At 65.0% G+C, this 23,158-nt stretch carries 19 protein-coding genes; 15 read left to right on the top strand and 4 right to left on the bottom strand.

Annotated elements, in window-relative coordinates; genetic code table 11:
- The first annotated feature begins 7 nt into the window (after positions 1-7).
- The 7 genes from SR3_RS04200 to treF all read left to right on the top strand — a co-directional run bounded on the left by SR3_RS04200 (position 8) and on the right by treF (position 12,304).
- Complete coding sequence (locus SR3_RS04200; RefSeq protein ID WP_068081140.1) at positions 8-2,587, top strand: fimbria/pilus outer membrane usher protein; 2,580 nt, start codon at positions 8-10, stop codon at positions 2,585-2,587.
- 8 nt (positions 2,588-2,595) lie between these two features.
- Entirely contained in the window at positions 2,596-3,555 is a 960-nt protein-coding gene (locus SR3_RS04195; protein WP_157098619.1) for a hypothetical protein, read from the top strand.
- A 53-nt stretch (positions 3,556-3,608) separates the two neighbouring features.
- Positions 3,609-4,184: an RNA polymerase sigma factor gene (locus tag SR3_RS04190; RefSeq protein WP_084454899.1), complete on the top strand. Its 576-nt coding sequence runs from the start codon at positions 3,609-3,611 to the stop codon at positions 4,182-4,184.
- The gene (locus tag SR3_RS04185) at positions 4,147-5,154 is read left to right on the top strand and encodes a FecR family protein (protein WP_084454898.1); all 1,008 of its coding nucleotides are present in this window, start codon (positions 4,147-4,149) and stop codon (positions 5,152-5,154) included. Before SR3_RS04190 ends, SR3_RS04185 begins: the two co-directional genes overlap by 38 nt.
- A 271-nt stretch (positions 5,155-5,425) precedes the next feature.
- A complete protein-coding gene (locus SR3_RS04180; RefSeq protein WP_245653766.1) occupies positions 5,426-8,032 on the top strand; it encodes a TonB-dependent receptor domain-containing protein in 2,607 nt (868 codons plus the stop codon).
- Between the two features lie 160 nt (positions 8,033-8,192).
- Entirely contained in the window at positions 8,193-10,625 is a 2,433-nt protein-coding gene (locus SR3_RS04175) for a TonB-dependent receptor (protein ID WP_157098617.1), read from the top strand.
- A gap of 68 nt (positions 10,626-10,693) precedes the next feature.
- Complete coding sequence (gene treF, locus SR3_RS04170; RefSeq protein WP_068081131.1) at positions 10,694-12,304, top strand: alpha,alpha-trehalase TreF; 1,611 nt, start codon at positions 10,694-10,696, stop codon at positions 12,302-12,304.
- A gap of 43 nt (positions 12,305-12,347) precedes the next feature.
- Here the strand turns inward: treF and SR3_RS04165 are convergent, their stop codons facing one another.
- Positions 12,348-13,706: an L-serine ammonia-lyase gene (locus SR3_RS04165; protein WP_068081128.1), complete on the bottom strand. Its 1,359-nt coding sequence runs from the start codon at positions 13,704-13,706 to the stop codon at positions 12,348-12,350.
- Positions 13,707-13,879: 173 nt separating this feature from the next.
- On the opposite strand from SR3_RS04165, the gene ribB reads away from it, so the two are divergent.
- Positions 13,880-15,166, top strand: coding sequence for a 3,4-dihydroxy-2-butanone-4-phosphate synthase (ribB, locus tag SR3_RS04160; RefSeq protein ID WP_068081125.1), 1,287 nt, complete (start codon positions 13,880-13,882; stop codon positions 15,164-15,166).
- A 5-nt stretch (positions 15,167-15,171) separates the two neighbouring features.
- Entirely contained in the window at positions 15,172-15,594 is a 423-nt protein-coding gene (gene ribH / locus SR3_RS04155; RefSeq protein WP_068081122.1) for a 6,7-dimethyl-8-ribityllumazine synthase, read from the top strand.
- A 222-nt stretch (positions 15,595-15,816) separates the two neighbouring features.
- Here the strand turns inward: ribH and SR3_RS04150 are convergent, their stop codons facing one another.
- Positions 15,817-17,910 (bottom strand): M13 family metallopeptidase, encoded by a 2,094-nt coding sequence (locus SR3_RS04150; RefSeq protein ID WP_084454897.1) that lies wholly within the window; start codon positions 17,908-17,910, stop codon positions 15,817-15,819.
- A 280-nt stretch (positions 17,911-18,190) separates the two neighbouring features.
- Here SR3_RS04150 and SR3_RS04145 point away from each other — a divergent pair, with 280 nt between their 5' ends.
- Both SR3_RS04145 and SR3_RS04140 read left to right on the top strand, forming a co-directional pair.
- Positions 18,191-18,379, top strand: a complete 189-nt coding sequence (locus SR3_RS04145; protein ID WP_068081120.1) for a hypothetical protein — start codon at positions 18,191-18,193, stop codon at positions 18,377-18,379.
- A 222-nt stretch (positions 18,380-18,601) separates the two neighbouring features.
- Positions 18,602-19,087 carry a helix-turn-helix domain-containing protein gene (locus tag SR3_RS04140; RefSeq protein WP_245653765.1) on the top strand — a complete coding sequence of 162 codons (486 nt, stop codon included), beginning with the start codon at positions 18,602-18,604 and terminating at the stop codon, positions 19,085-19,087.
- Between the two features lie 107 nt (positions 19,088-19,194).
- On the opposite strand, the gene eno is transcribed toward SR3_RS04140, so the two are convergent.
- Complete coding sequence (gene eno / locus SR3_RS04135; protein ID WP_068081118.1) at positions 19,195-20,481, bottom strand: phosphopyruvate hydratase; 1,287 nt, start codon at positions 20,479-20,481, stop codon at positions 19,195-19,197.
- 176 nt (positions 20,482-20,657) lie between these two features.
- On the opposite strand from eno, the gene SR3_RS04130 reads away from it, so the two are divergent.
- From SR3_RS04130 to SR3_RS04115, 4 genes are all read left to right on the top strand, one after another.
- Positions 20,658-21,257, top strand: coding sequence for a hypothetical protein (locus tag SR3_RS04130; protein ID WP_068081115.1), 600 nt, complete (start codon positions 20,658-20,660; stop codon positions 21,255-21,257).
- A gap of 128 nt (positions 21,258-21,385) precedes the next feature.
- Positions 21,386-21,778, top strand: coding sequence for a hypothetical protein (locus tag SR3_RS04125; protein ID WP_068081112.1), 393 nt, complete (start codon positions 21,386-21,388; stop codon positions 21,776-21,778).
- A complete protein-coding gene (locus tag SR3_RS04120) occupies positions 21,775-22,188 on the top strand; it encodes a hypothetical protein (RefSeq protein ID WP_068081109.1) in 414 nt (137 codons plus the stop codon). The genes SR3_RS04125 and SR3_RS04120 overlap by 4 nt, the downstream gene beginning before the upstream one ends.
- A 130-nt stretch (positions 22,189-22,318) precedes the next feature.
- On the top strand, positions 22,319-22,537 hold the full coding sequence (locus SR3_RS04115; protein WP_084454896.1) for a DUF4170 domain-containing protein: 219 nt from the start codon (positions 22,319-22,321) through the stop codon (positions 22,535-22,537).
- Positions 22,538-22,633: 96 nt separating this feature from the next.
- On the opposite strand, the gene greA is transcribed toward SR3_RS04115, so the two are convergent.
- Positions 22,634-23,110 carry a transcription elongation factor GreA gene (greA, locus tag SR3_RS04110; protein WP_068081107.1) on the bottom strand — a complete coding sequence of 159 codons (477 nt, stop codon included), beginning with the start codon at positions 23,108-23,110 and terminating at the stop codon, positions 22,634-22,636.
- Positions 23,111-23,158: the final 48 nt, after the last annotated feature.

The raw sequence follows: 23,158 nt of genomic DNA, 5'->3' as shown, positions 1-23,158 counted from the left end.
CTCCACCGTGCTGCAGTTTCTTATCCTGACAAGCCTGCTGGACGGCCAGCCCGGCGGCACGCCGCTGCTGCCGATGATGGCCGCCGCCAGCAGCACCACGAGCAGCAGCGGGCCCGCGGGCAAGCCTGCGTCGCGCCTCAACCCCACCGGGCGCACGATCGTGCTCAATGTGCCGCTGCGCTCTACGGTGCCGCTGGGCGATGTGGACATCACCATCGCCCCGGATGACACGCTCTCGATCAAGACCGAGGATCTGGCCATCGCGCTGGCCCACACCGTCCGGCCCGACAAGCTGGACGATCTGCGCGCCGCCGGTGATCCCAACGGGCAGATCACGCCTTTCGCCCTCCTCAAGCTGGGCTATCTGGTTCATTACGACGCGGGCAATGCCGAGCTGGTGGTGGAGATCGATCCGGCCAGCATGAGCAGTCGCGACCTCAATTTCGGGCGCGAAGGCTTTCGCAAGATCCAGCCCGACCACTCGCAGCCGGTCAGCGCCTTCATCAACTACCGGCTGGGGGTGATCTCCCGGATTTATGGCGATGGCTCGCACAATCCGGGCGTGGTCGGCGATGTCGAGGCGGCCGGGCGCCTGTCGCACCGTCTCGGCTTCGAGAATTACTTCACCTTCGACAGCACGGCGGACCGCCCCTTCCTGCGCAACGCCAGCCGTCTGATCTACGATCTGCCCTATGACGGCATTCGCGTCACGGCGGGCGATCTGGTCAGCTCCACCACCGCCTTTCAGGCCGATCAGCAGATCTCGGGCATCAGCGCCAGCCATCTGCGCAGCCAGCTTGCCGGGCTGACCACACCGCCGGGCCTGCATGGCCGCAGCCTGGTGATCGAGCGCGATTCCGACGTTCAGGTGATGGTCAATGGCCTGATCATCGGCGCCATGCATCTGGCGCCCGGCAATTACGATCTGCGCAACCTGCCGATCACGCAGGGCGCCAACAATTTCACGGTGATTGTCACTGACAACACCGGGCAGCGCCGCGAATATGCCTTCTCGCTGGTCAACTCCGCCCAGCTGCTGACGCCCGGCCAGAGCGAGTTCAATGTCTCGGTCGGCGTGCTGGCCCCGCTGGGGCTGAGCGGCCCGCATTACACCTCCGAACCGGCGATGCAGGGCTATTACAACCGCGGCCTGACCGAGACCCTGACCATGGGCGTCAATGTCGAGGCCACCAAGCGCATGCAGCTGGTGGGCGCCTCGGCGATCATGGGGCTGCCGCTGGGGCTGATCTCGCTCGACCTGTCGGGCAGCCATGCCTATGGCAATATGAGCGGCGGCGCGGTCCGTCTGCAATATTCCTATGCCCGCCCGCCCCGCAACGGCGGTCAGAGCGCCAATCTCGACATCTATGTCGAATATGATTCGCCGCATTTCCTGGTTCCCAGCGCGGCGGGCACGCTGACCCCGCCCCAGACCTTCCTGCCCGTCACCGGTTTGAACAGCTTCGATCTGAGCACCTACAACACGCGGGCGCTCCAGCTCTCGGTCAATGCTTCGGTGCCCCTGATCAAGCGCGTGAGCCTGCGCCTGACCGGCAGCTATTCGATGCAGCGCACCCTGGGCGACACCGGGCTGCTCTCCGCGCAGCTGGTCTTCCCCGGCCCCTTCCGTTCCACGCTGGGCGTTGGCGCGGATTACAATTTCGCCCCCAGGCCCACCGAAGGCAGCGGCGTGGTGCTGGCGCGCGGGCTCAGTTTCCAGTTCAGCCTGACCAAGCGCTTTGGCGCCAATGCCGTACTGAGCGGCAGTGGCGACCGCTTCAACCAGCAGGCCAACTTCAGCCGCACGCCAACACGGGCCGTGGATGACTGGTATCTCAACGCCAGCGCCATGCGCGACACATCGAACACCGCCGGCGCCGACACGCGCAACACCACCGCCAGCATGGTCGCCGGTTACGAGACCAACCGTGGCGACGTGGAAGTGAGCGCGACCAGCAACCTGTCCTCCTCGGGCAAGCTGCAGAGCCAGCAGATCGGCGCCTATATGCTGGGCAGTCTGGTCTATGCCGGCGGCGCGGTGGGCATCGGCCCGCGCATCGACGACGCCTTCGCGATCTTCACCCGCGATCCCTCGCTCGACGGGCACCAACTCACCATCGTCGACCGCTACGGCCATCTGGTCCGCTCTCGTTCGGGCACCTTCGGGCCTGCGGTGCTGCCGCTGGGCTCCTACTCCGATGCGGTGGTCACCTATGACGTGGCGGACCTGCCCGCCGGCTACGATCTGGGCACCGGCTCGGCCGAGGTCTATCCCTGGCTGCATTCCGGTTACCGCATCAAGGTCGGCTCGCCCGACAACATCTCGGCCTTCGGCACGCTGCGCGACGCGGAAGGGGCGCCGGTCGGCCTGCGCACCGGTCAGGCGCGCAATGTGGACGCGCCCGGCAAGCCGCCGGTCACGGTCATCACCAATGACGAGGGCCGTTTCGCCCTGTCGGGCGTCGGGCCGGGCACCTATCGCCTCGAAATGCCCGGCACGCCCGCGCTGGTCTACACGTTGAACGTCACCAAGACCCCCGATATGCTGGTGACGCTGGGGACGCTGCGCCCCGATGGTACGAAATGAGCCAAGGCATGACACGAAAGGGATTCATGATGTCCAACCGCGCCCTGGCCCCCAAGATGCTGGCCCTGCTGACCCTCTCGCCACTCGCCCTGCTAGCCCCGGGGCAGGCCCGGGCGGCGGATGGATGCCAGCTGACCAGCCTCATCGTCTCGGGCATTTCGGCCAGCTACGATCCCTTCGATCCCTCGCCGGCCATCTCGCCGGTGCAGATCAGCGCGCGCACCAGCGGCGGCGATTGCGGCGGGGCGCGCCTGCAGATGGTGCTGGTCAACAGCCAGACCAGCCCGGAAACCGGCGCCAGCGCGCGTCTGGTGCAGGGCAGCAGCGCCATTCTCACCAATGTGACCATCGCCGGGCAAGCCGCGCCGGTGGTTCAGGAAACGCAGGCCTTCACCGCCAATCCGGCCAGCCTGCCGGTCGGCAATGCGGGCAGCCTTGCGGGTAACGCCACGCTGGGCATGTCCGTGCGCGAAGGGCAGGTGGCGCGGCCCGGTTTCTACAGTGCCTCCTTGCAAATCGCGGCGCAGCTGGTCGACCGTAACGGCCATGTGGACTCGCAGATGACGGTGCCGGTGCTGCTCTCGCTTTCGGTCATCCCCTCGATGCGGCTGGTGGGCGGCAACATGCGGCTGATCGATCTGGGCGAACTGACGGACAACAAGGAAAGCGCGCAATTCGCCTTCACCGCCTATGCCAATGACGATTACGCTCTGGTCGTCAGCTCGCAGAACGGCTTCCAGATCAAGCGCCGCAGCAGCCCGAACACGCCCGGCGTGCGTTACAGCCCCGTGCTGGCCAATGCCTCGCTCAGCAGCGCGGACAGCAGCGGCGCGATGCGGGCCCAGTTCGCGCCGCCGCTGGGCGGCATCCAGCATCATCAGGTCAGCATCCGGGTGGGCGCCGTGGATGGTCTGGCGGCGGGCGATTACAGCGATGTGATGACGCTGCAGATCCAGCCGAAAATCTGAAGGCCTTCGGCGCGCTCTTGACAGATCGCCGCCGCGCGCGCCCAGAAGGCGTGATGGATCGCGATGAGCAACCGAGTCCGCAAGAGGCAGAGGATGGCCCGCCGCCCGCGCACAGCAAGCGCGGACTGGTCCTGACGCGTCTGGCGCAGGGCTATGGTCAGGCGCTGCATCGCTTTTTCGAGCGGCGGGTGAGCGTGAAGGCGGACGTGCCCGATCTGGTGCAGGACGTCTATCTGCGCCTCAGCCGGATGGACGATCCGACCGCCATCGAGAAACCGGAGCATTTCCTGTTCGTCACCGCCGCCAATGTGCTGAAGGACAGCGCGCGGCGGGCAGCCGTGCGCGACACGAAATTTCACGACGAATTGCGTAACGATCTGGTGCTGCCAAGTTCGGATATTCCCGCGGACCGCGTCTTGGAAAGCAAGGAGGCGGCAATCCGGCTACAGGCCGTGCTGCTGGAGCTTCCCGAACGCAGCCGCGATGTCTTTGTCTTGCGCGTGATGGAAGGGTTGAAGATGGCCGATGTCGCCCGCGCGCTGGGCGTTTCCACCCGCGCTGCCGAAAAACACCAGGCGCGCGCGCTGGCGCATGTCGCCGCAGCATTCGAGGACTGGCGCCATCGCTGAGGATGCTCTCCTGACGCAGGCGGCGCTCTGGCATGAGCGGATGCAGGCCCCCGGCCCCGCCCCCAGCCCCTCGCTACAGGCCGCCTTCGCGGCATGGCATGACGCGAGCCCGCTGCATGCGCAGGCCTATGCGCGGGTCGGCGCCGCTCAGACGCAGGCCGCCCTGCTGGCCGAGGAAAATCCGCTGCTGGCCCTGCGCCAGCAGACCCTCGCCCGCACCATGCTGGTCCGCCCGGCGGCGCGGCGGCGTCAGGCGATGATGGTCGCTGGCGCTCTGGCGCTGGTTGGCACGCCGCTGGCCGCCTACAGCATCCATGCATGGAGGGCCTCTCACGCCGAGGCGCCCACCATCGAAAGCTTCCACACCGATGTGGGCCAGCAGGCCGATGTGACCCTGCCCGATGGTTCGCTGGTCACGCTCGACACCAACAGCCGGCTGGAAGTGCGCTTTGCTTCGGGCGAGCGTTCGATGCGGCTGGAAGGTCAGGGCTGGTTCCGGATCAAGCCCTCGGCCACGCCATGGCGGATCGCCGTTGCCGGGCAGGATTTCACCGCCGCGCAGGGCAGCTTCGATCTGCGCGGCGATCCGGGTCAGCTGCGCGCCTATGCCGCCAGCGGCACATTGAACATCAGTGATGACGGCACGCAGGCAACCCTGGCCCCGGGGCGCTTGCTCACCCAGCGCGGCAGCGACCGGGTGGTGCGCGATCTGCCCGACCCGTCCGCCCTCACCAGCTGGCGCGAGGGCATGCTGCAGTTCCAGAACCTCTCGCTGGGCGAGGCGGTGAGCGAGTTCAACCGCTATCGCCGCCAGCCGATCCGCCTGACCGATCCGCGCGCCGGAGCTTTGCGCATCTCCGGCGCGTTCCGCACGGGGGACAGCACACGCTTCCTCGATGCGCTCTCCAGCGGATTTCCGGTGCGGGTGCGGGATGACGGGCATGAGGGCGTCACCGTCACCGCGCGCTGACCCCCTGCTCTAAATCATTGTCAGACAGGGCCTGAGGCTGGCATTCTGACGGCGCGCCGCAACGCGCCGGTTTCCGGCATGGCGCAGACAGGGACAACCGATCCGAAACATTCGGACAAAAAAATATGAAAAGGGGGTTCGGGTTTTGGACAAGCCTGCGTCTTGTCCCTTGAAGGCCCCGCATCTGACGGAGCCGCGAGGGAAGAGGGGAATGCCATGGCTGCGCGGGAGGATGCGGATCGGCTGTTATGCAGCGCTTCTGCTCTGCGCCATGCCTCGCGTTGCGCTGGCAGGACAGGCCCTGCCCTTCGACATCCCCGCCATGCCCCTGTCCGAGGCGCTGGTGCTGTTCGCCAAGCAGAGCCATCGCGCCATCCTTTTCGCGCCCACCGATGCGCGGGGCCGACGCTCCGTAAGGCTGCATGCGCGGCTCGATCCGGACAAGGCGCTGGCGCAGCTGCTCAAAGGCTCGGGCTGGCAGGCGCGCGCCGCGCCGGGCGGCGCCTATCTGCTGGAAGCGACGCCCATGGCTGAGCCCCGCACGCCCGCGCCGCGCCCGCGCCCCATCTTCACCGATGCCGAAACGCTCGCCCCGGCGCAGATCGCCGTGACCAGCGATATCGTGGTGGTCGGCACGCCGGGCGGCGGCCAGCGTCGCCAGCAGGCCGCCTTCGCCGTCACCACCATCGACCGGCCCGCCATCGATCAGCTTGCTCCCTCCAGCACGGCGGAGGTGCTGAAACTGGTGCCCGGGCTGACGGTCGAGACGTCGGGCGGCAAGAATGGCGCCAACATCTTCGTGCGCGGCTACCCTTCGGGCGGCGATGCGGAATATGTCACCTTACAGAGCGAGGGCGTGCCTTTCTTTCCGCCCGCCACCCTGTCTTTCCTTGAAAACTCGCAGCTCTATCAGATGGATGAGACGGTGCAGCGGGTCGAGGCCGTGCGCGGCGGCACGGGCGCGCTGTTTGCCTCGGGCCAGCCGGGGGTGACGGTCAATCTGGTGCAGCGCGAGGGTGGCGATCATCGTGAAGGCATGATCAAGGCCACGCTGATCAGCGATGGCGAGACTCGCGCCGATGGCTATCTCTCCGGTCCGCTGGGGCCTCGCACCAGGGCCATGATCGGCGGCTATGTCACGCGCGGCGACGGCATCCGCTCGCCCGGTTTCGACGCGGATCGCGGCGGGCAGATCACCGCCAATCTGCGGCAGGATCTGGGCTCGGGCTCGCTGCTGGTCTTCGGGCGTTATCTCAACGATCGCAGCCAGTGGCTGCTGCCCATCCCGCTGCAGCAGAACGGGCAGAGCATCAGCGCTTACCCCGGTTTCAGCGCCAGCAGCGGCACGCTGGCCGGGCCTGACACGCAGCGCGGCACGCTGGGCGATGGCACGCGCTATGATCTGGCCGATGGCCGCGGCGCGCGGATCGTGCAGCTGGGCGGCAATCTGGAACTGCGTCCGGCGCATGGCCTGATCCTGCGCGACAAGATCAGCTGGCTCTCCGGCCATGCCGACACCACCGGCCTGGTGCCCGACAACACCCCGCCCCAGAGCGCCGCCGATCTGGCCGCCGGCATGGGTGGCCGCATCGGATCGCTGGCCACGGCGACAGGCCAGCCCATGTCCGCCAATCAAAGCGTGGTCGAGGCAGGCATCTGGACCATCACCAAGCGCATCGACGCTCTGGTCAACGATGCCACGCTGGAATGGACCACCGGAGCCAGCAAGGCCACCGTCGGCATCTATGCCACCACCTATGGCTCGCGCGACCGCTGGAACATCGGCAATGATCTGCTGCTCACCGCCGAGCCTCATGCCCGCCGCGTCAACATGGTGCTGGCCGATGGCCGCGCCGTCACCCGCGACGGCTTCACCAGCGGCGCCAGCTTTCTGGTGGATGCCAGCTACTCCGGCAACGATCTGGCCTTTTATGGCGTGGAAGAACTCAAGGTCACCGACCGCCTGCGTATCGATGGGGGCCTGCGCCACCAGAGCCATGCCGTGGACGGCACCATCGCCGACACACGCCCGGCAGGCCCCGGCGGCCTCGATGGCGATCCGCGCACGCTTTACGACAACAATGATGTGGTCTTCACCGGCACAGCCACGCCCTTGCGCTATCGTGGCGGCGCATGGAGCTGGACGCTGGGCGCCAATTACGCCCCCACCACGCATCTGAGCGCCTTCATGCGCTTCAGCCGGGGCAACAGTTTCCCCTTCTTCGACAATCTGCGCGATGGCATCACCCTGACCCCGCAGGTCGATACGATCGAGGGCGGGGTCAAGCTTTCGACCACGCCCTTCAGCCTTTACGCCACCCTGTTCCACAACCGCTTTCAGGGTCTGGTCACCACCGTGATCACCGAGGGCGCCCCCATGGCCTCGGTCGGCGGCGCCAGCGCGACGGGCGTGGAGCTGGAAGGCCAGTGGCATCCCCTGCCCGCCATCTCCATCGCCTTTTCGGGCAGCTGGCTCGATGCGCATTACCGCCATTTCTTCACCGATGACGGTCTCACCGATCTCAGCGGCAACCGCGTGCAGCGCCAGCCGCAATGGCAAGGGCGCATCACGCCCAGCTGGAACGGGAAGCTTGGCCGCCGCAAGGCCAGCCTGTTCACCACGATCAGCTATATGGGCGACCGCTGGTCCGATGTGCAGAACCAGCAGTTGCTGCCGCATTTCGTCACGCTCGATGCCGGAGCCAGCCTCGATCTCACGCAGCGCCTGCGCCTGCGGGTCAGGGCCGAGAACATCACCAACACCATTGGCTTGACCGAGGGCAACCCCCGCACGCTGGGCGCCCAGCCGAGCGGCGCGATGTTTGCCCGCCCGATCCTTGGCCGCTCTGTGGCGGTCTCCGCCAGTTACGGGTTCTGACCATGACGAAGCAAGGCCCCCGCGCTCCCCCCTAGGCTCAGACCCGCAGCCACCACAGCACTGATTTTACACTTTCCGTCGGCCAGCGTGCCGCACGGCATGATCCCGCGCGTCCCGGGCATGGGCGCACAAAACCATAATGAAGCAGGAAGGAAGACCCATGCACTCTGCCATCTCTCAACCCCGCAAGGCGCTCGCGCTGATGCTGCTCGCCGGAACGGCGCTGGCCGCCCCGGCCCATGCCCAGCAGGCGACCCCCGCGCCTGCCGCTGACGCCGCCGCCACCCCCGAGCCGCAGGAAATCGTCGTCACCGGCAACGCCAACCGCGAGGGCCAGCGCAAGATCGACGCCTCCTACTCGATCTCCACCGCATCGGCGGCGCAGATCCGCGAGGTGCAGCCCACCTCCACCGCCGATCTGCTCAAGATCGTGCCGGGCGTCTGGGTGGAATCCTCGGGCGGTCAGGCCGGCGCCAACGTCTTTATCCGCGGCTTCCCATCGACCGGCGACGCGCCCTTCCTGACGGTGCAGATGAACGGCTCGCCGATCATCGCGCCCTCTTCGCTGTCTTTCCTCGAGAACAGCTCGATCTTCCGCCTCGACGATACGGTCGAGCGCATGGAAGTGCTGCGCGGCGGCCCCAGCCCCATCTTCAGCAACGGCCAGCCCGGCGCTACCACCAACTTCATCCTGAAGGAAGGCACCAGCCAGCCGCATCTCTCGCTGCGCGCCACCTATGGCACCGAGGGCACCTATCGCGTCGATGCCGTGGCCCAGGGCCCGATCACCGACAACACCACCTATATGATCGGCGGCTTCTATCGCTATTCGGACGGTTTCCGCCACACCGGCTTCAACGGCGATCAGGGCGGCCAGATCACCGGCAGCCTGACCCACACTTTCGATGCGGGCAAGCTGAACGTCTATGGCCGTTACCTCAGTGACCAGAACGCTTTCTATGCACCCATGCCGTTGCTCCAGACCGGGAACGGCACCTTCTCGACCTTTCCCGGTTTCGACGCGCGCACCGACACGCTGGTGGGCCGCGAGATCCGCAACACGCTGATCGAGACCGGGCCGAGCGTCAATGGCGGGCCGACGCAGAAGCTGGGCGTGGACCTGTCGAAGGGTCGAGGCGCCAATGTGTGGACGGCGGGCAGCACCTTCAGCTATGATTTCGGCGCCTTCCAACTGCAAAACAACTTCAACTTCACCAAGGGCACGTCGAACACCTTTGCCCTGTTCACCGGCAGCAATCCGCAGACCGTCTCGCAATATCTCGCCGGGGCGGGCGGCACGGGCACGGTCAGCTATGCCGACAGCGGCGTGGCGCTTTCGGGTGACCAGCAGACCATTCAGGCTGGCATCTGGTCGGTGCAGAAGCATATCCAGAGCCTGACCGACGAGCTGAAGCTCTCGCGCAAGATCTTCGAGGGCAACACGCTGACGCTGGGCGGCTATGTCGCGCATGTGACGGATCATGACGTCTGGTATCTGGGCAACAACATCCTGCTGGCGCTCGAGCCGCAGGCCCGCGTGCTCAATGCCTCGCTCAACAACGGCACGATCCTGACGCGCAACGGCTTCACCAGCGCCAACAGCTATGACGTGAACGCCTATTACGTCAGCGACAATGTGGCCGGATACCTCAGCGATGAATGGCAGATCGGCAAGCTGCGTCTGGATGGCGGCGTGCGTGTCGAGCATGTCTCGATGACCGATCACTATGAGAACAGCTCGACGGGCGATCTCGATAACAATCCGCTGACGGCCTACAACAATGGCGCGACCTATCTCAACGGCACCTATAGCGATGTGCGTTACGGCAAGACGCAGGTGAGCTGGACCGCCGGCGCCGATTACGCCTTCAACCGCCAGCTCAACGGCTTCCTGCGCGCCAACCATGGCGCCCTGATGCCCCAGTTCGACGATCTGCGCGGCAATGCCACCAGCCTGCAGAACATCAAGCCGCAGACCGCCGACCAGTATGAGATCGGCATCAAGACCTCCAAGAAGCTCTATGACCTCTATCTGACCGGTTTCTACAACCGCTTCCACAATCTGGTCTTCCAGGACATTCGCGTCATCAATGGCGTGGAGCAGAATGTGGTGCAGTTCGGCGGATCGCGCGCTTACGGCGTGGAGTTCGAAGGCGCGCTGCGCCCCGTCGAGGGTCTGCAGCTGGCCGCGCGCGGCGTGTGGCAGAATGGCAAGTTCCTCGATTTCGGAACCAATTCCGGGCATCAGGTCAACCGCCAGCCGCAGTTCCAGGTGGCCTTCACGCCCTCCTACACCCAGCGCACGGCATGGGGTAAGGCGCGCATCTTCGGCACCTTCACCCATATCGGCAACCGCTTCGCCGATCTGGAGAACCAGCAGCCGCTGGGCAGCTACAACACGCTGGATCTGGGCGCCTCGCTGGATGTGAGCGACCGCTTCTCGATCCAGGCGACGGTGGAGAACGTGACCAACACGCTGGCCCTGACCGAGGGCAACGTCCGCACCGTGGGCTCGGCCAACACCAACGGCTACTTCCTTGGCCGCCCGATCTTCGGACGCCACGGGACGATCACCGCCGCCTACAAGTTCTGATCGTGTAAACCTGCGGGCCGGTCGGATTTTCCTTGTCCGACCGGCCCTTTCCCTTGAGTGTCCGCACCATGACCAAAGCCCCCCTGCTCTCCCTCGCCGCTCTGGCGCTGGCGCTTTCCGGTGCGCCTGTCGCCGCCCAGCCTTTGTCCGTTGCCGCCCAGCGCGTTGAAACCATCTCGCAGAAGGCTGGAACGCCTGAGGACACCTATGGCGACCTCTATCGCGCCGTGGAACTCGCCCGCGTCTTCCCTGACAGCAAGACCTTTGCCGATATGGTTCCGCTCGACGGCCCGGCAGCGACCATGGCCGCCTACAAGGCCGAAAATCCGCAGGGCAAGGAGGCGCTCAGCGCTTTCGTCGCGAAGCATTTCCGCAAGATCGGCGGCGAGGATCAGCACAAGCTGACGATGCTGGAGCATATCCGCGCGCTCTGGCCCATTCTGGCCAAGCCGCCGATGGCCGCCACGCCCGGCTCATCCCTGCTGCAGCTGCCCTATGCCTATGTGGTGGCGGGCGGCCGCTATCAGGAGATGTATTACTGGGACAGCTACTTCACCATGCTGGGCCTTAAAGAGGATGGCGAGCAGCCGCTGATCGATTCCATGCTGGCCAATTTCACCAGCATGATCGAGCGTTACGGCCATATTCCCAATGGCACGCGCAGCTATTATCTCTCGCGTTCGCAGCCGCCGTTTCTGGCGCTGATGATGGACCTTTCGGACAATAAGGATCCGGTGCTGGCCCGCCAGCGCCTTGCCGCGCTCAAGGGTGAACATGCCTATTGGATGGCCGGCTCCACCTGCCTGACCAAGGAGGGCGCCTGCCAGCATGTGATCCGCATGCCCGATGGCAGCCTGCTCAACCGCTATTGGGATGCCCGCGACACGCCGCGCGATGAGTCCTATGCCGAGGATGTCGCCACCTCCGCGCAGGCCGCCCCCCGTCCGGCGGGACAGACCAACCGCGATCTGCGCGCCGGGGCCGAGAGCGGCTGGGATTACAGCTCGCGCTGGCTGCGCGATGAAAAGACGCTCTCGACGATCCACACCACCGATATTGTGCCAGTGGATCTCAACAGCCTGATGTGGAATCTGGAGGTTTCGATTGCTCGCCGCTGCAAGGCTTTGGGCGATACGGCCTGCGCACAGGATTTCACGCGCAAGGCCGAGGCCCGCAAGGCGGCAATCAGCAAATGGCTGTGGTCTGCGCCGGAACAGCGCTTCGTCGATTGGGACAGCAGCACCAAACAGCCGACCAAGGTGGTTTCCGCCGCCATGCTCTATCCGCTGTTCGTTGGCCTCGCGACACCGGCTCAGGTGCAGGCCACCGCCAGGCTGACGCGCAGCGCCCTGCTCGCCCCCGGGGGCCTGCGCACCACCACCAATCAGAACGGCCAGCAGTGGGATCAACCCAATGGCTGGGCGCCGCTGACCTGGGTGGCCATCGCGGGCCTGCATCGCAACGGTCAGGAGGAACTGGCGAGGGATCTGGCGCATCGCTGGATCGGCACCGTCGCGGCCTTCTACAACCGCACCGGGCGCATGGTCGAGAAATACAACATCGAAACCGGAGAAGCCGGTGGCGGCGGCGAATACCCCGTGCAGGACGGCTTCGGCTGGACCAATGGCGTCACCCGCGCCCTGATCGCGCTCTATCCGCAAGAAGCGCCGCACCCCTGATCCGGCAGCGCGGCGATCCGTTCAAAGATCGCCGCGCTGCAACTCAGCACTCGGGGAAATTCACCGCAAGGCCACCCTGCGAGGTTTCCTTATACTTCGCATTCATATCGCGCCCGGTGCGCATCATCGTCTCGATCACCTGATCGAGCGAGACGATATGGTGCCCGTCGCCCCGCAGCGCCAGAGAGGCCGCGTTGATCGCCTTGATCGCGCCAAAGGCGTTGCGCTCGATGCAGGGCACCTGCACCAGCCCGGCGATGGGATCGCAGGTCATGCCCAGATGATGCTCCATGGCGATCTCGGCGGCGTTCTCGGCCTGCCGATTGCTGGCGCCCATGGCAGCGGCCAGCCCCGCGGCGGCCATGGCGCTGGCCGTGCCGACTTCCCCTTGGCACCCCACTTCCGCCCCCGAAATCGAGGCGTTCAGCTTGGTCAGCGTGCCGATGGCGCTGGCCGTCAGCAGGAAATCATACATGCCGTTGCGGTTCGCCTCGGGCCAGAAGTCGCGGTAATAGCGCAGCACCGCCGGGACCACCCCCGCCGCGCCATTGGTGGGCGAGGTCACCACCCGGCCCCCGGCGGCATTCTCCTCATTCACCGCGATGGCGAAGAGGCTGACGTGATCCATGATCGCATGGGGCGCCTGACGGTTGCGGAAACGGTCGGCATCCAGCTTCTGGCGGATGCCCTTGGCGCGGCGCGGCACCTTCAGACGGCCCGGCAGGATGCCCTCGGTCTGCATGCCGCGGTCGATGCAGTTCATCATCACGTCGATGATGCGGTCGAGGTAATCGCACAACTCCTCGGCGGAGGTCAGCGCCGTTTCATTGGCGCGCACCACCTCGGCAATGGAGAGGCCATGGTTTTCGCAGATGCGCAGCAGCTGCTCGGCGGTGCGGAAGGGGAAAGGCGGCTCCACCTCATCCTCCAGCGCGGAGTCGCCGACCAGATTCTCCGGCGCGATAAAGCCGCCGCCAATAGAGCACCAGCGCTCGGCCAGCACCACCTCGCCTTGCGCATCATAGGCGCTGAAGGCCAGGGTGTTGGGGTGGACGGGGGTTTCACCCTCGCGGTCGAAGACGATATCGGTGTCGGGATCGAAGGCGATCTCACGCCCGCCGATGCGCATATGCTTCGTGGCGCGGGCCTGATCGACCAAGGTATCGATCTGTTCGGGCGCGATGCCATCGGGCAGGAAACCGGCCAGCCCCAGCACCACCGCCTTATCCGTGGCATGGCCCGATCCGGTCCACGCCAGCGAGCCCAGCAGATCGCAGCGCACCCGCGCGAAATCCAGCCCTTCCAACGCCTTGGAAAAGCCCGCCGCCGCCTTCATCGGCCCCACCGTATGCGAGGATGACGGCCCGATGCCGATGCGAAACAGATCCCGAACCCCAATCATGACGGACGCCTTATCTTTCTTCCCTGCGTAACAATGTTACTCAATAGGCGATGGCTTACCGGCTGCCTAGCCCCATGCGCATGGGGAATAACGCGCATTCCATGCCATCAGATAAAATTGCCAATGTGATTTACCGCCTTGCCATCACATCATGCTGTGATAATCAAAGGCCCATGTCACAGACTCTCATCGAACGCGTCCGCCGCCTCATCACCGATGGTGGCATGACCAAGTCCGGCCTTGCCCGCGCGGCGGGGCTCCATGCCAACACCCTGCGCGACGCGGGCGAGCCCGAGTGGAACCCCACCGCCGAAACGCTCAACAAGCTGGAGCGCTTCCTTTCGGACAATGACGAAACCCCCGTCCTCGTCTCGATCGAAGAGATCATCGAGGAAGCCCGCAACGGGCGCATGTACATCCTGGTCGACGATGAAGACCGCGAGAATGAGGGCGACCTCATCATCCCCGCGCAAATGTGCACCCCCTCCGCCATCAATTTCATGGTCACTCACTGCCGTGGCCTGGTCTGCCTCGCCCTCTCCTCCGAGCGTATCGACGAGCTGGGTCTCGAGCCGATGCACCGCCACAACCGCACCCCGCTGGGCACCGCCTTCACCGTTTCCATCGAGGCCCGCGAAGGCATCTCCACCGGCATTTCCGCTCAGGACCGCGCCCGCACCGTCTCCGTGGCCATCGACGGGTCCAAGGGTTCCGACGATATCGTCAGCCCCGGCCATGTCTTCCCGCTGCGCGCCCGCCCGGGCGGCGTGCTGGTCCGCGCCGGTCACACCGAAGCGGCTGTCGACATTTCGCGCCTCGCCGGCCTCAACCCCTCGGGCGTGATCTGCGAGATCATGCGCGAAGACGGCACCATGGCCCGCTTCGACGATTGCGTTGCCTTCGCCCGCCAGCATGGCGTGAAGATGGCCACCATCCGCGACCTGATCGCCTATCGCCGCAAGCACGACCGCATGGTTTCGCTGAAATCCGAAACCACCTTCACCAGCCGCCACGGCGGCGACTGGTCGGCCCGCGCCTATTACAACAAGGCCACCGGCGAGGAAAACATGGTGCTGGTCAAGGGCCGCATCGACCCCACCACCCCCACGCTGGTGCGCATGCACGCCACCTCGCTCTTCGCCGACCTGCTGGGCGAGGAAACCCCGCGCACCTATCTGCTCCACCGCTCGATGGAACTGATCGGCGAGGAAGGCAGCGGCGTGATCGTTTTCGTCAATCGCCCCCACAGCGATGTCTCACGCGCTTTCGAATTGCGCGAACAGGCCCGGGCGGGCAATATGAAGCCCATGGAGGAACTGCGCGATTACGGCGTGGGTGCCCAGATCCTTGCGGAACTGGGAGTTCACGAGATAACGCTCCTCACCAACACCCATCACACGCTTGTCGCGCTGGAAGGCTATGGCCTTTCCATCGCGGGTGAGCGCAGCATTCAAGGATAAGACCCATGGCCAAGTTTCTGATCGTCGAAGCCCGCTTCTACGACCATCTCAACGACCAGCTGATCGCCGGCGCCAAGGCCGCGATCAAGGCGGCCGGCCATAAGTCCGACGTCATCACCGTGCCCGGCGCGCTGGAAATCCCCGCTGCCATCGCGCTGGCGGATTCGACCGGCGACTATGAGGGCTACGTGGCCATCGGCGTGGTGATCCGCGGCGAGACCTACCACTTCGAGATCGTGGCGGGCGAAAGCGCTCGCGGGATCATGGCGCTGTCGATGGACGGCCTGCCGATCGGCAATGGCATCCTGACCGTCGAGAACGAGGAGCAGGCTCTGGTGCGCGCCGATCCGGCCCAGAAGGACAAGGGTGGCGAGGCTGCGAAGGCGGCTCTGGCACTGCTGGCTCTGAAAGAGAAGTTCGGGGCTTAAGATTTAAAAGGGAAAGTGCGAGGGGGTTACCCCCTCGCGCTCCCATCAATGTCTACGTGGTGCCCCCCGCTCCGCCTTGCGCAAAGTTTGCAGCGCCGCAGGCATGAATGATTGCCTCCGGCGGTGAGGCGTGGCGCTTCCTGGCGGCCTCACCTGCCCTTTCGTCGGGAGACGTAAAGGGGGTGCAGGGGGCGATGGCCCCCTGCTTTCATTCCTACCTTCTTACCAGATCTTCGCCCGCTTTTCCGGCGGCAGGTACAGCTTGTCGCCCGGCTTCACGCCGAAGGCATCATACCAAGCGTCCAGATTGCGCACCGTCAGAGCGCGATACTGACCCGGAGCATGGCCGTTGGTCGCCACGATGTTGCGCAGGGCAGCCTCGCGGTACTTGGTGGCCCAGGTCTGCGCGAAAGCGAGGAAAAAGCGCTGATCGCCGGTCATGCCGTTGATCACCGGAGCCTTCGCGCCGTGCAGCGAGGCGTGGTAGGCATCCAGCGATGCCGCCAGCCCGGCCACATCGGCGATGTTCTCGCTCAGCGTCAGTTCGCCCTTGATGTGCAGGCCGGGATAGGGCTCGTAGGCGTTGAACTCTTCCGCCAGCATCTTGCCTGCCGCGTCGAAACGCTTGAGATCCTGATCGGTCCACCAGTTGCGCAGGCGCCCGGTGGCGTCGAAGGCGGCGCCCTGGTTGTCGAAGCTGTGGCTGATCTCGTGGCCGATCACCGCGCCCACCGCGCCATAGTTGAAGGCGGCATCCGCCGTGGGATCGAAGAAAGGCTTCTGCAGGATGGCGGCGGGGAAGTTCAGCGCGTTCTGCACCGGCAGGTTGAGCGCGTTGACCGTCTGGGAGGTCAGCCACCATTCATTGCGGTCCAGCGGCTTGCCCAGCTTGGACAACTGGTGGGCCGTATCGAACTTGCCGGCGGCCACGGCATTGGCATAGGCATCGGTCGGGCTAACGGTCAGGCCGGAATAGTCCTCCCATGTGTCGGGATAGCCGATACCGACGATGATGCCTTTCACCTTGGCGATGGCCTCGGCCTTGGTCGAGGGGGCCATCCAGTCGAGCGCCTGAATGCGGTTGGTGAAGGCGGCCTTGATGTTGACCACCATGCCCTGAATGCGCGTCTTGGACGAAGCCGGGAAATAGCGCCCGACATAGATCCGCGCCAGCGCATCGCCCAAAGCGTTGTTCACCGCCCCAAGAGCGCGCTTGTCACGCGGGCGCTGCTGGGCAACGCCGCTCAGCACCGTGCCGTAGAAGGCGAAGCGGTCATCATCCAGCTTTTTGGGCAACACGGCGGCATATTGGCTCACCTGATGGAAGGCCAGCCAGTCCTTCCAGACCGACAGCGGCTCGGTGGCCACCAGAGCCGAAAGCGCGGGGATCGCCTTGGCCTGATAGGCCGCGAAATTGCCCGTCCAGCCGATGTTGGCCCCGGCAAGGAAGGCGTCCCAGTCCAGACCGGGGGCCTTGGCGGGCAGGTCCGCGCGGGTCCAGAGGGTGGTGGCGTGCTGGAAGTCCTCGCTCTCCTCGCGGCCGACATGGGCCTGCGCGATCTTCATTTCCAGCGCATAGATGGCGTCGGCGCGGGTCTGGGCGTCCGCCTGAGCGAGCCCGGCATCGGTCAGCAGCTTGGCGATATAGGCGCGGTACTGGCCCTGAATGGCCACCATCTTGGGATCGGTGGAGAGGTAATACTCACGCTCGGGCATGCCAAGGCCGCCCTGCATCAGATAGGGCACCACCTGCCCACCCGTCAGCGCCTGAGTCACGAAGAGGCCGAACAGGTTCTCGGTGTGGAAATTGGTGGCGTTGAGCGGATCGAGATCGGCGCGCACCTGCTGGCCGAGGACGCGGCTCAGGCTGGCCTTGTCGGTGATGGCGGCGAAGCGGTCGAGGTCGGGTTTGACCGGGGCCATGCCCTTGGCCTCGATGGCGGCGGTGTCGAGATAGGCGCGATAATAATCGCGGATTTTCTGGGCATCGCTGCCGGGGGCAACCGGCTTGGCCAGCAACTCGGCCATCACCGTCTTGAGCTGCGACTCGGTGGCGTTGGAGGCCACGAGGAAGCTGCCGACCGAGGAGCGATCGGCGGGAATTTCGGTGGCCTTCAACCAGGCGCCGTTGGCGTAGGTGTAGAAATCATCTCCGGGGCGGACCGATTTGTCCATGTCCTTCACCTGCACCCCGGGATTGGCCGGAGCAGCGCCAGCCTGTGCCGGAAGCGCGGCGAACAGAAGGGCGCAGCCTGCCGCCATGGTTCCGCAGCGGATGAAGATCCGGCTCATCCTTGCGCCATCATGCTGTTTCATCCAGAGATTTCCTTTCGCATTGCAGCCATGGAAGCACGCTTGATCACAGAAGAACAAGCGGCTTGCGACAATTGGCCGGTCCTGAATGCCTCTGTCCCTAGGCCTGTGGGTGAACAATGCAATCACAGTGTGAACCACCCCCGCTGGCCGCGCGGCCAGAGCGCCGATACGGGGCGGCAGGCTTATGTCGGGCGACAAAATGCGCGTGCAAAAACGGCAGAATTCCGCTATGTGGATGCACTTAGCTGCACCACAGCGAAATTGTGGAGCCCTTTGATCTATGCTCGATCCCATGCGCGACACCGATCTTCCAGAGAGCATGCCGAACGGCCAATGGCTGCGCGCCGTGGCCTTGCGTGAGACTCTGCGCGACGGATTGCAGCAGCTGGACGGCATGGGCGCCGATCTGGCGGCAGCGCATCTGGCAGCCACCATCGATGCGCTGACCCAGCATTTCCATCTCGACTGATATGAAACAACCGATTCGCGGATGATCGATTGCACCGCAAAGCCATACGGAAAGCAGTGGAAAACCCCCACCAAATTGACTGCTCGTGTCAAAATGGATGAATTTTCCATCCATTTTCGGTTGGACGTATCGCGGCTTAACTCCATATTAACTCCGGATCGAGTCCTCGCGATTCGAGCGCAATTCATCACGGCGTGAAAGGCCAAGGGAGTTGGAGGAGTTATGAATGCTACGTTCAAACGTCTTCCCGGTCACCGTCAGGAACATGAAGCGCCGCAGGATACTGAAGCGCGACTGCGCGGCATCGCCCATTCGCTGGAACTATTAGTCGGCGAATTGCAATTGGTGGCGGACAGCCACCCCACAACGCCTGTCCGGTCCGATGACGATGCTCTGGACCGCGCGATCCAGATCTATCGCGACCGCCGCCGCCGGGAACAGATTTTTGGCGACGCCACGCTGTTCGGCGAACCGGCATGGGACATTCTGCTCGATCTCTTCGTGGCCTCGCGCCATGAGAAGCGGATCGCGGTGACCAGCGCCTGCATCGGCAGCGCGGTGCCCGCCACGACAGCGCTGCGCTGGATCAAGATTTTGGAAGAACGCGGCCTGATCGAGCGCGAGGTCGATGAAATCGACGCAAGGCGCATCTTCGTGCGCATTTCACCCCGGGGCAGCGCCCTGATGCAGGAATTCCTGGCAGGCTAACCCCCACAGCTGGAGAGCCGGGGCGCCACAATCGGCACCCCCTGCCCTGGCGCCGGAAGACGTGATGGGAGCGCGAGGGTGTAACACCCCCGCACTGTCCCTTTAGCTCACTTCAGCAGACGACCAAAAGCGCCCTTGCCGGCGTAATGCGCGCCCGAGCCCAGCTCTTCCTCGATGCGGATCAGCTGGTTGTACTTGGCAAGCCGGTCCGAACGGGCCAGCGAACCAGTCTTGATCTGACCGCAGTTGGTGGCGACGGCCAGATCGGCAATCGTCGAATCCTCGGTCTCGCCCGAACGGTGGCTCATCACGGCGGTGTAGCCGGCGCGCTGGGCGATGCTCACGGCTTCCAGCGTCTCGGTCAGCGTGCCGATCTGGTTGACCTTCACCAGCAGCGAGTTGGCCAGGCCCTTCTCGATGCCCATGGTCAGGCGCTTGGGGTTGGTGACGAAGAGATCGTCGCCCACCAGCTGCACCTTGTCGCCGATCTTGTCGGTCAGGGCCTTCCAGCCCTCGAAATCGTCCTCGCTCATGCCGTCCTCGATCGAGATGATCGCATAGTCCTGCGACAGCTTGGTGAGGTAATCGGCGAATTCGACCGGCGAGAGCGAGAGGCCTTCGCCGCTGATCTCATACTTGCCGTTCTTGAAGAATTCGGTGGCGGCGCAGTCCAGCGCCAGATGCACATCGGTGCCCAGCTTGAAACCGGCCTTCTCCACCGAGGCGCCGATGAAATCCAGCGCGGCGCGCGTGCTGGCGATGTTGGGGGCAAAGCCGCCCTCGTCACCCACGGCGGTGGCCAGCCCCTTAGCCGACAGGTCCTTCTTCAGCGTGTGGAAGATCTCGCTGCCCCAGCGCACGGCCTCGGCCAGCGAGTCAGCGCCCACCGGCATGACCATGAATTCCTGGAAATCGATGGGGTTGTCGGCATGCTCGCCGCCGTTGATGATGTTCATCATCGGCACGGGCAGCACATGAGCCGAAACACCGCCCACATAGGAATAGAGCGGCAGGCCGCGCGCATCCGCCGCTGCCTTGGCTGCGGCCAGCGAGACGCCGAGGATGGCGTTGGCGCCCAGACGGGCCTTGTTGGGGGTGCCGTCCAGCTCGATCATGGCCAGATCGAGGTCGCGCTGGTCTTCGGCGTCACGGCCTTCGAGCAGTTCGCTGATCTCGTCGTTGACGGCATCGACGGCCTTGAGCACGCCCTTGCCCATGTAGCGGCTCTTGTCGCCGTCGCGCAGCTCCACGGCCTCATGCGCGCCGGTGCTGGCACCCGAGGGAACCGCGGCACGACCGAAGCTGCCATCTTCCAGCAGAACATCGACCTCGATCGTGGGATTGCCACGGCTGTCGAGAATTTCGCGGGCATGGATATCGAGAATCGCGGTCATGGCGGGTTCATCTCCTCTGGACCAATTCAAGGGTCTTTCGTGACTGCTCCTTAGCAGCCAAGCCTTGGCAGGCAAGCTGCATTGCAGCATGATGGACCCAGGGAGCCTTTGCAGCGTTCCTGTAACGAGCAGGCGATTCCCGCCAGACCGATGCCCCGCATGAGGAGGACAAAGCCATGGCCAAGACCGAAGCTACCGAACACCTTGAACAGTCCGCCAAGGACACCGCCAACTCGGCCGTCGAGACGATCCACGCCGCCAAGGATGTGGCCGGGGAAGCCGCCGCAGATGTCAAGGATCACGCCAAGGCCCGCTTCGCGCAGGCGCTGGATGAAGCCAAGGCCAGCGTGTCGGCACTCGGCAAGATGGCGCAGGAGCAGACCGAAGCCTATCGCGAGAAGCTGGCTGCCGCCGATCTCACCCATTCGGCCAAGGAACTGGCTGCTGACGCCGCCAGTCGCGCCGCCGCGCTTGCCACCGACGGCAAGTCCAAGGCCAGCGATCTGCTGACCAGCCTGGGCAAGGTGGTGGCCGACAATGCCGGTGTGGTGAACGACAAGCTGGGCGAAAAATACGGCGATTATGCCCGCGGCGCCGCGCGCTCGATCCAGGAAACCGCCGCCAAGCTCGAATCCAAGGATTTCACCGAGCTGGGCGAGGATGCCAAGGGCTTTGTGCGCGCCCGTCCCTTCGTGGCGCTGGGCATTGCGGCCGTGGCCGGTTTCCTGGTCGCCCGCGCTCTGACGCCGACGCCGGATGCGACAGAAGAAGCCTGAGCACTGCTGACCGCAGCTTGATCCGCGCGGGGGGAGCGGCGGCCAGCGCCGCTCTTCCGTGCTGCTGCGTGTCAATGGGGTGTGTTCAGGGGGCTTGCAAGAATGGCGCACAGGCATGAGTGTGGGGCATGAGTGATGAAACCGAAGCGCCTGAAACCAACCAGCATGAAGGCGAGGGCAAGCGCCCGATGGCCCTGACTTCCGAGATCGAGGGGCTGATCGCCGCCGCGCGCGAGGCTTTCTCCAGCGAGGTGGCCTATCAGCGCGCCCGCGCCATTCTGGCCAGCAAGATCGCCGGGCGGATCGCCGGTCTGGCGGCGCTGGCGGCGGCTTTGGTGTTCTTCCTGCTGCTGGCGCTGGTGGTTGGGCTGCTGCTGGCGCTCGCCCCGCTGCTGGGCACGTGGCAGGCGCTGGGCATCGTGGTGCTGGCGCTGCTGCTGGGCATGGCTTTGGCGGCATGGGCCGCGCTGCGCGCATGGCGGCGCCTGAAAGGCGTGCTGACCGGAAAGGCCAAGCCATGATCGAGGACGATGATCTGGCCGTGCTGAAGGCCCGGCGCGACATCTCGCGCGCCAATCTGATCGAACGGGTGGGCGAGGTGCGGCATCTGGCCGCCAACCCCGCCACGCTGATCAGCCGCGCCCGCGCCGATCTTGAGCATGGCACCCGCAGCGCCACCTTTCAGGCGCTGGATATCGCCAATGACAACCGCGGAATCGTGGTCGCCACGGCCTCGGCGCTGATGCTGTGGCTGATGCGCCAGCAAGTGGCGCGACAGATCGCGCTGCAACTGGGCCACAAGCTGGGCGACAGCGCGATAGAGGCCAGCAAGGCGTTGGTGGAAAAAGCCCCGGGCTGGGCCGAGACATGGGGCGGCAAGGCGGTGGACAAGGCCGCCGGCATGTGGTCGCGCTTCCGCAAAAAGCATTGAAGCCCCCACTTGCCCTGCCCCAGCCCCCGACCTTCGGCTAGTCCGGTGATTACCGGGGGTGCGAGAGCTTGGCTTTCGTTACGGCGCGATGCTAAGAAGGGCTTCCTCTCCCCCATTCATGGGATATGCAATGCAGAAACTACACCTCGTGATCGGTGGCCGCGTGAAAGATCCGCAGGGCCTCGATTTTGTTGACCTCAAGGCTCTGGACTATGTCGGCGTCTATCCCGACTACGCTTCGGCCGAGGAAGCCTGGCGCGGTGCCGCCCAGCGCAGTGTCGACGATGCCGAGATGAAGTATGTGGTGGTCCATCTCCACCGCCTGCTGGACCCGGCCACCGACGACTGAGCCGAACCACACGAAAAAGGCCCCGAAACCGGGGCCTTTTTTATGGGCAGCGGCAGGACGGAAACGCCCTGCCCTCCCCCGAGATATCGGTGGCGATCAGATAAATTCGATCTTGTTCACCACATAGAAGCGCTCGCCGGCAGGCACGCTCACCTCGACCTCGTCCTCGATGCGCTTGCCGATCAGCGCGCGCCCCAGAGGCGAGTTATAGCTGATCTTGCCGCCCTTGGCGTCGGCCTCATAGGTGCCCACGATCTGATAGCGCACCGGCTTGTCGTCATCGTCGAGCAGCGTCACCGTGGCGCCGAACACCACCTTGTCGCCCGAAAGCGTGGTGGGATCGATGATGGTGGCGCGGCTGATCTTGTCTTCCAGATCGGCGATGGTCGCCTCGACCTGACCCTGACGTTCCTTGGCCGCGTGATATTCGGCGTTTTCCGAAAGGTCGCCATGAGCGCGCGCTTCCTCGATCGCATCCACGATCTGCGGGCGCTCCTCACGCAGCGCCTTCAGCTCGGCGTTCAGCTTTTGATAGCCTTCCGCCAGCATCGGCAGCTTTTCGACACTCGCCATGTTCCGTCATCGTCCTTTTCAAGGCCCTCCCGTTTCAGCGACAGGTTT

Origin of the sequence: Novosphingobium rosa NBRC 15208 (genome assembly GCF_001598555.1) — a bacterium.
Classification (GTDB): domain Bacteria; phylum Pseudomonadota; class Alphaproteobacteria; order Sphingomonadales; family Sphingomonadaceae; genus Novosphingobium; species Novosphingobium rosa.
Note: the sequence above shows the minus strand (reverse complement) of the source record. Positions and strands in the feature narration are given on the sequence as shown.

What these genes read in the sequence shown, in the direction of transcription:
- SR3_RS04185 (WP_084454898.1), top strand. Translation starts at nt 4,147, where the DNA reads ATGTCGCCGCAGCATTCGAGGACTGGCGCCATCGCTGAGGATGCTCTC.
- treF (WP_068081131.1), top strand. Translation starts at nt 10,694, where the DNA reads ATGACCAAAGCCCCCCTGCTCTCCCTCGCCGCTCTGGCGCTGGCGCTT.
- SR3_RS04180 (WP_245653766.1), top strand. Translation starts at nt 5,426, where the DNA reads ATGCCTCGCGTTGCGCTGGCAGGACAGGCCCTGCCCTTCGACATCCCC.
- SR3_RS04165 (WP_068081128.1), bottom strand. Translation starts at nt 13,706, where the DNA reads ATGATTGGGGTTCGGGATCTGTTTCGCATCGGCATCGGGCCGTCATCC.
- SR3_RS04150 (WP_084454897.1), bottom strand. Translation starts at nt 17,910, where the DNA reads ATGAAACAGCATGATGGCGCAAGGATGAGCCGGATCTTCATCCGCTGC.
- SR3_RS04195 (WP_157098619.1), top strand. Translation starts at nt 2,596, where the DNA reads ATGACACGAAAGGGATTCATGATGTCCAACCGCGCCCTGGCCCCCAAG.
- SR3_RS04145 (WP_068081120.1), top strand. Translation starts at nt 18,191, where the DNA reads ATGCTCGATCCCATGCGCGACACCGATCTTCCAGAGAGCATGCCGAAC.
- SR3_RS04120 (WP_068081109.1), top strand. Translation starts at nt 21,775, where the DNA reads ATGATCGAGGACGATGATCTGGCCGTGCTGAAGGCCCGGCGCGACATC.
- SR3_RS04140 (WP_245653765.1), top strand. Translation starts at nt 18,602, where the DNA reads ATGAATGCTACGTTCAAACGTCTTCCCGGTCACCGTCAGGAACATGAA.
- SR3_RS04115 (WP_084454896.1), top strand. Translation starts at nt 22,319, where the DNA reads ATGCAGAAACTACACCTCGTGATCGGTGGCCGCGTGAAAGATCCGCAG.
- SR3_RS04190 (WP_084454899.1), top strand. Translation starts at nt 3,609, where the DNA reads ATGGATCGCGATGAGCAACCGAGTCCGCAAGAGGCAGAGGATGGCCCG.
- SR3_RS04175 (WP_157098617.1), top strand. Translation starts at nt 8,193, where the DNA reads ATGCACTCTGCCATCTCTCAACCCCGCAAGGCGCTCGCGCTGATGCTG.
- greA (WP_068081107.1), bottom strand. Translation starts at nt 23,110, where the DNA reads ATGGCGAGTGTCGAAAAGCTGCCGATGCTGGCGGAAGGCTATCAAAAG.
- SR3_RS04125 (WP_068081112.1), top strand. Translation starts at nt 21,386, where the DNA reads ATGAGTGATGAAACCGAAGCGCCTGAAACCAACCAGCATGAAGGCGAG.
- SR3_RS04130 (WP_068081115.1), top strand. Translation starts at nt 20,658, where the DNA reads ATGGCCAAGACCGAAGCTACCGAACACCTTGAACAGTCCGCCAAGGAC.
- eno (WP_068081118.1), bottom strand. Translation starts at nt 20,481, where the DNA reads ATGACCGCGATTCTCGATATCCATGCCCGCGAAATTCTCGACAGCCGT.
- ribH (WP_068081122.1), top strand. Translation starts at nt 15,172, where the DNA reads ATGGCCAAGTTTCTGATCGTCGAAGCCCGCTTCTACGACCATCTCAAC.
- ribB (WP_068081125.1), top strand. Translation starts at nt 13,880, where the DNA reads ATGTCACAGACTCTCATCGAACGCGTCCGCCGCCTCATCACCGATGGT.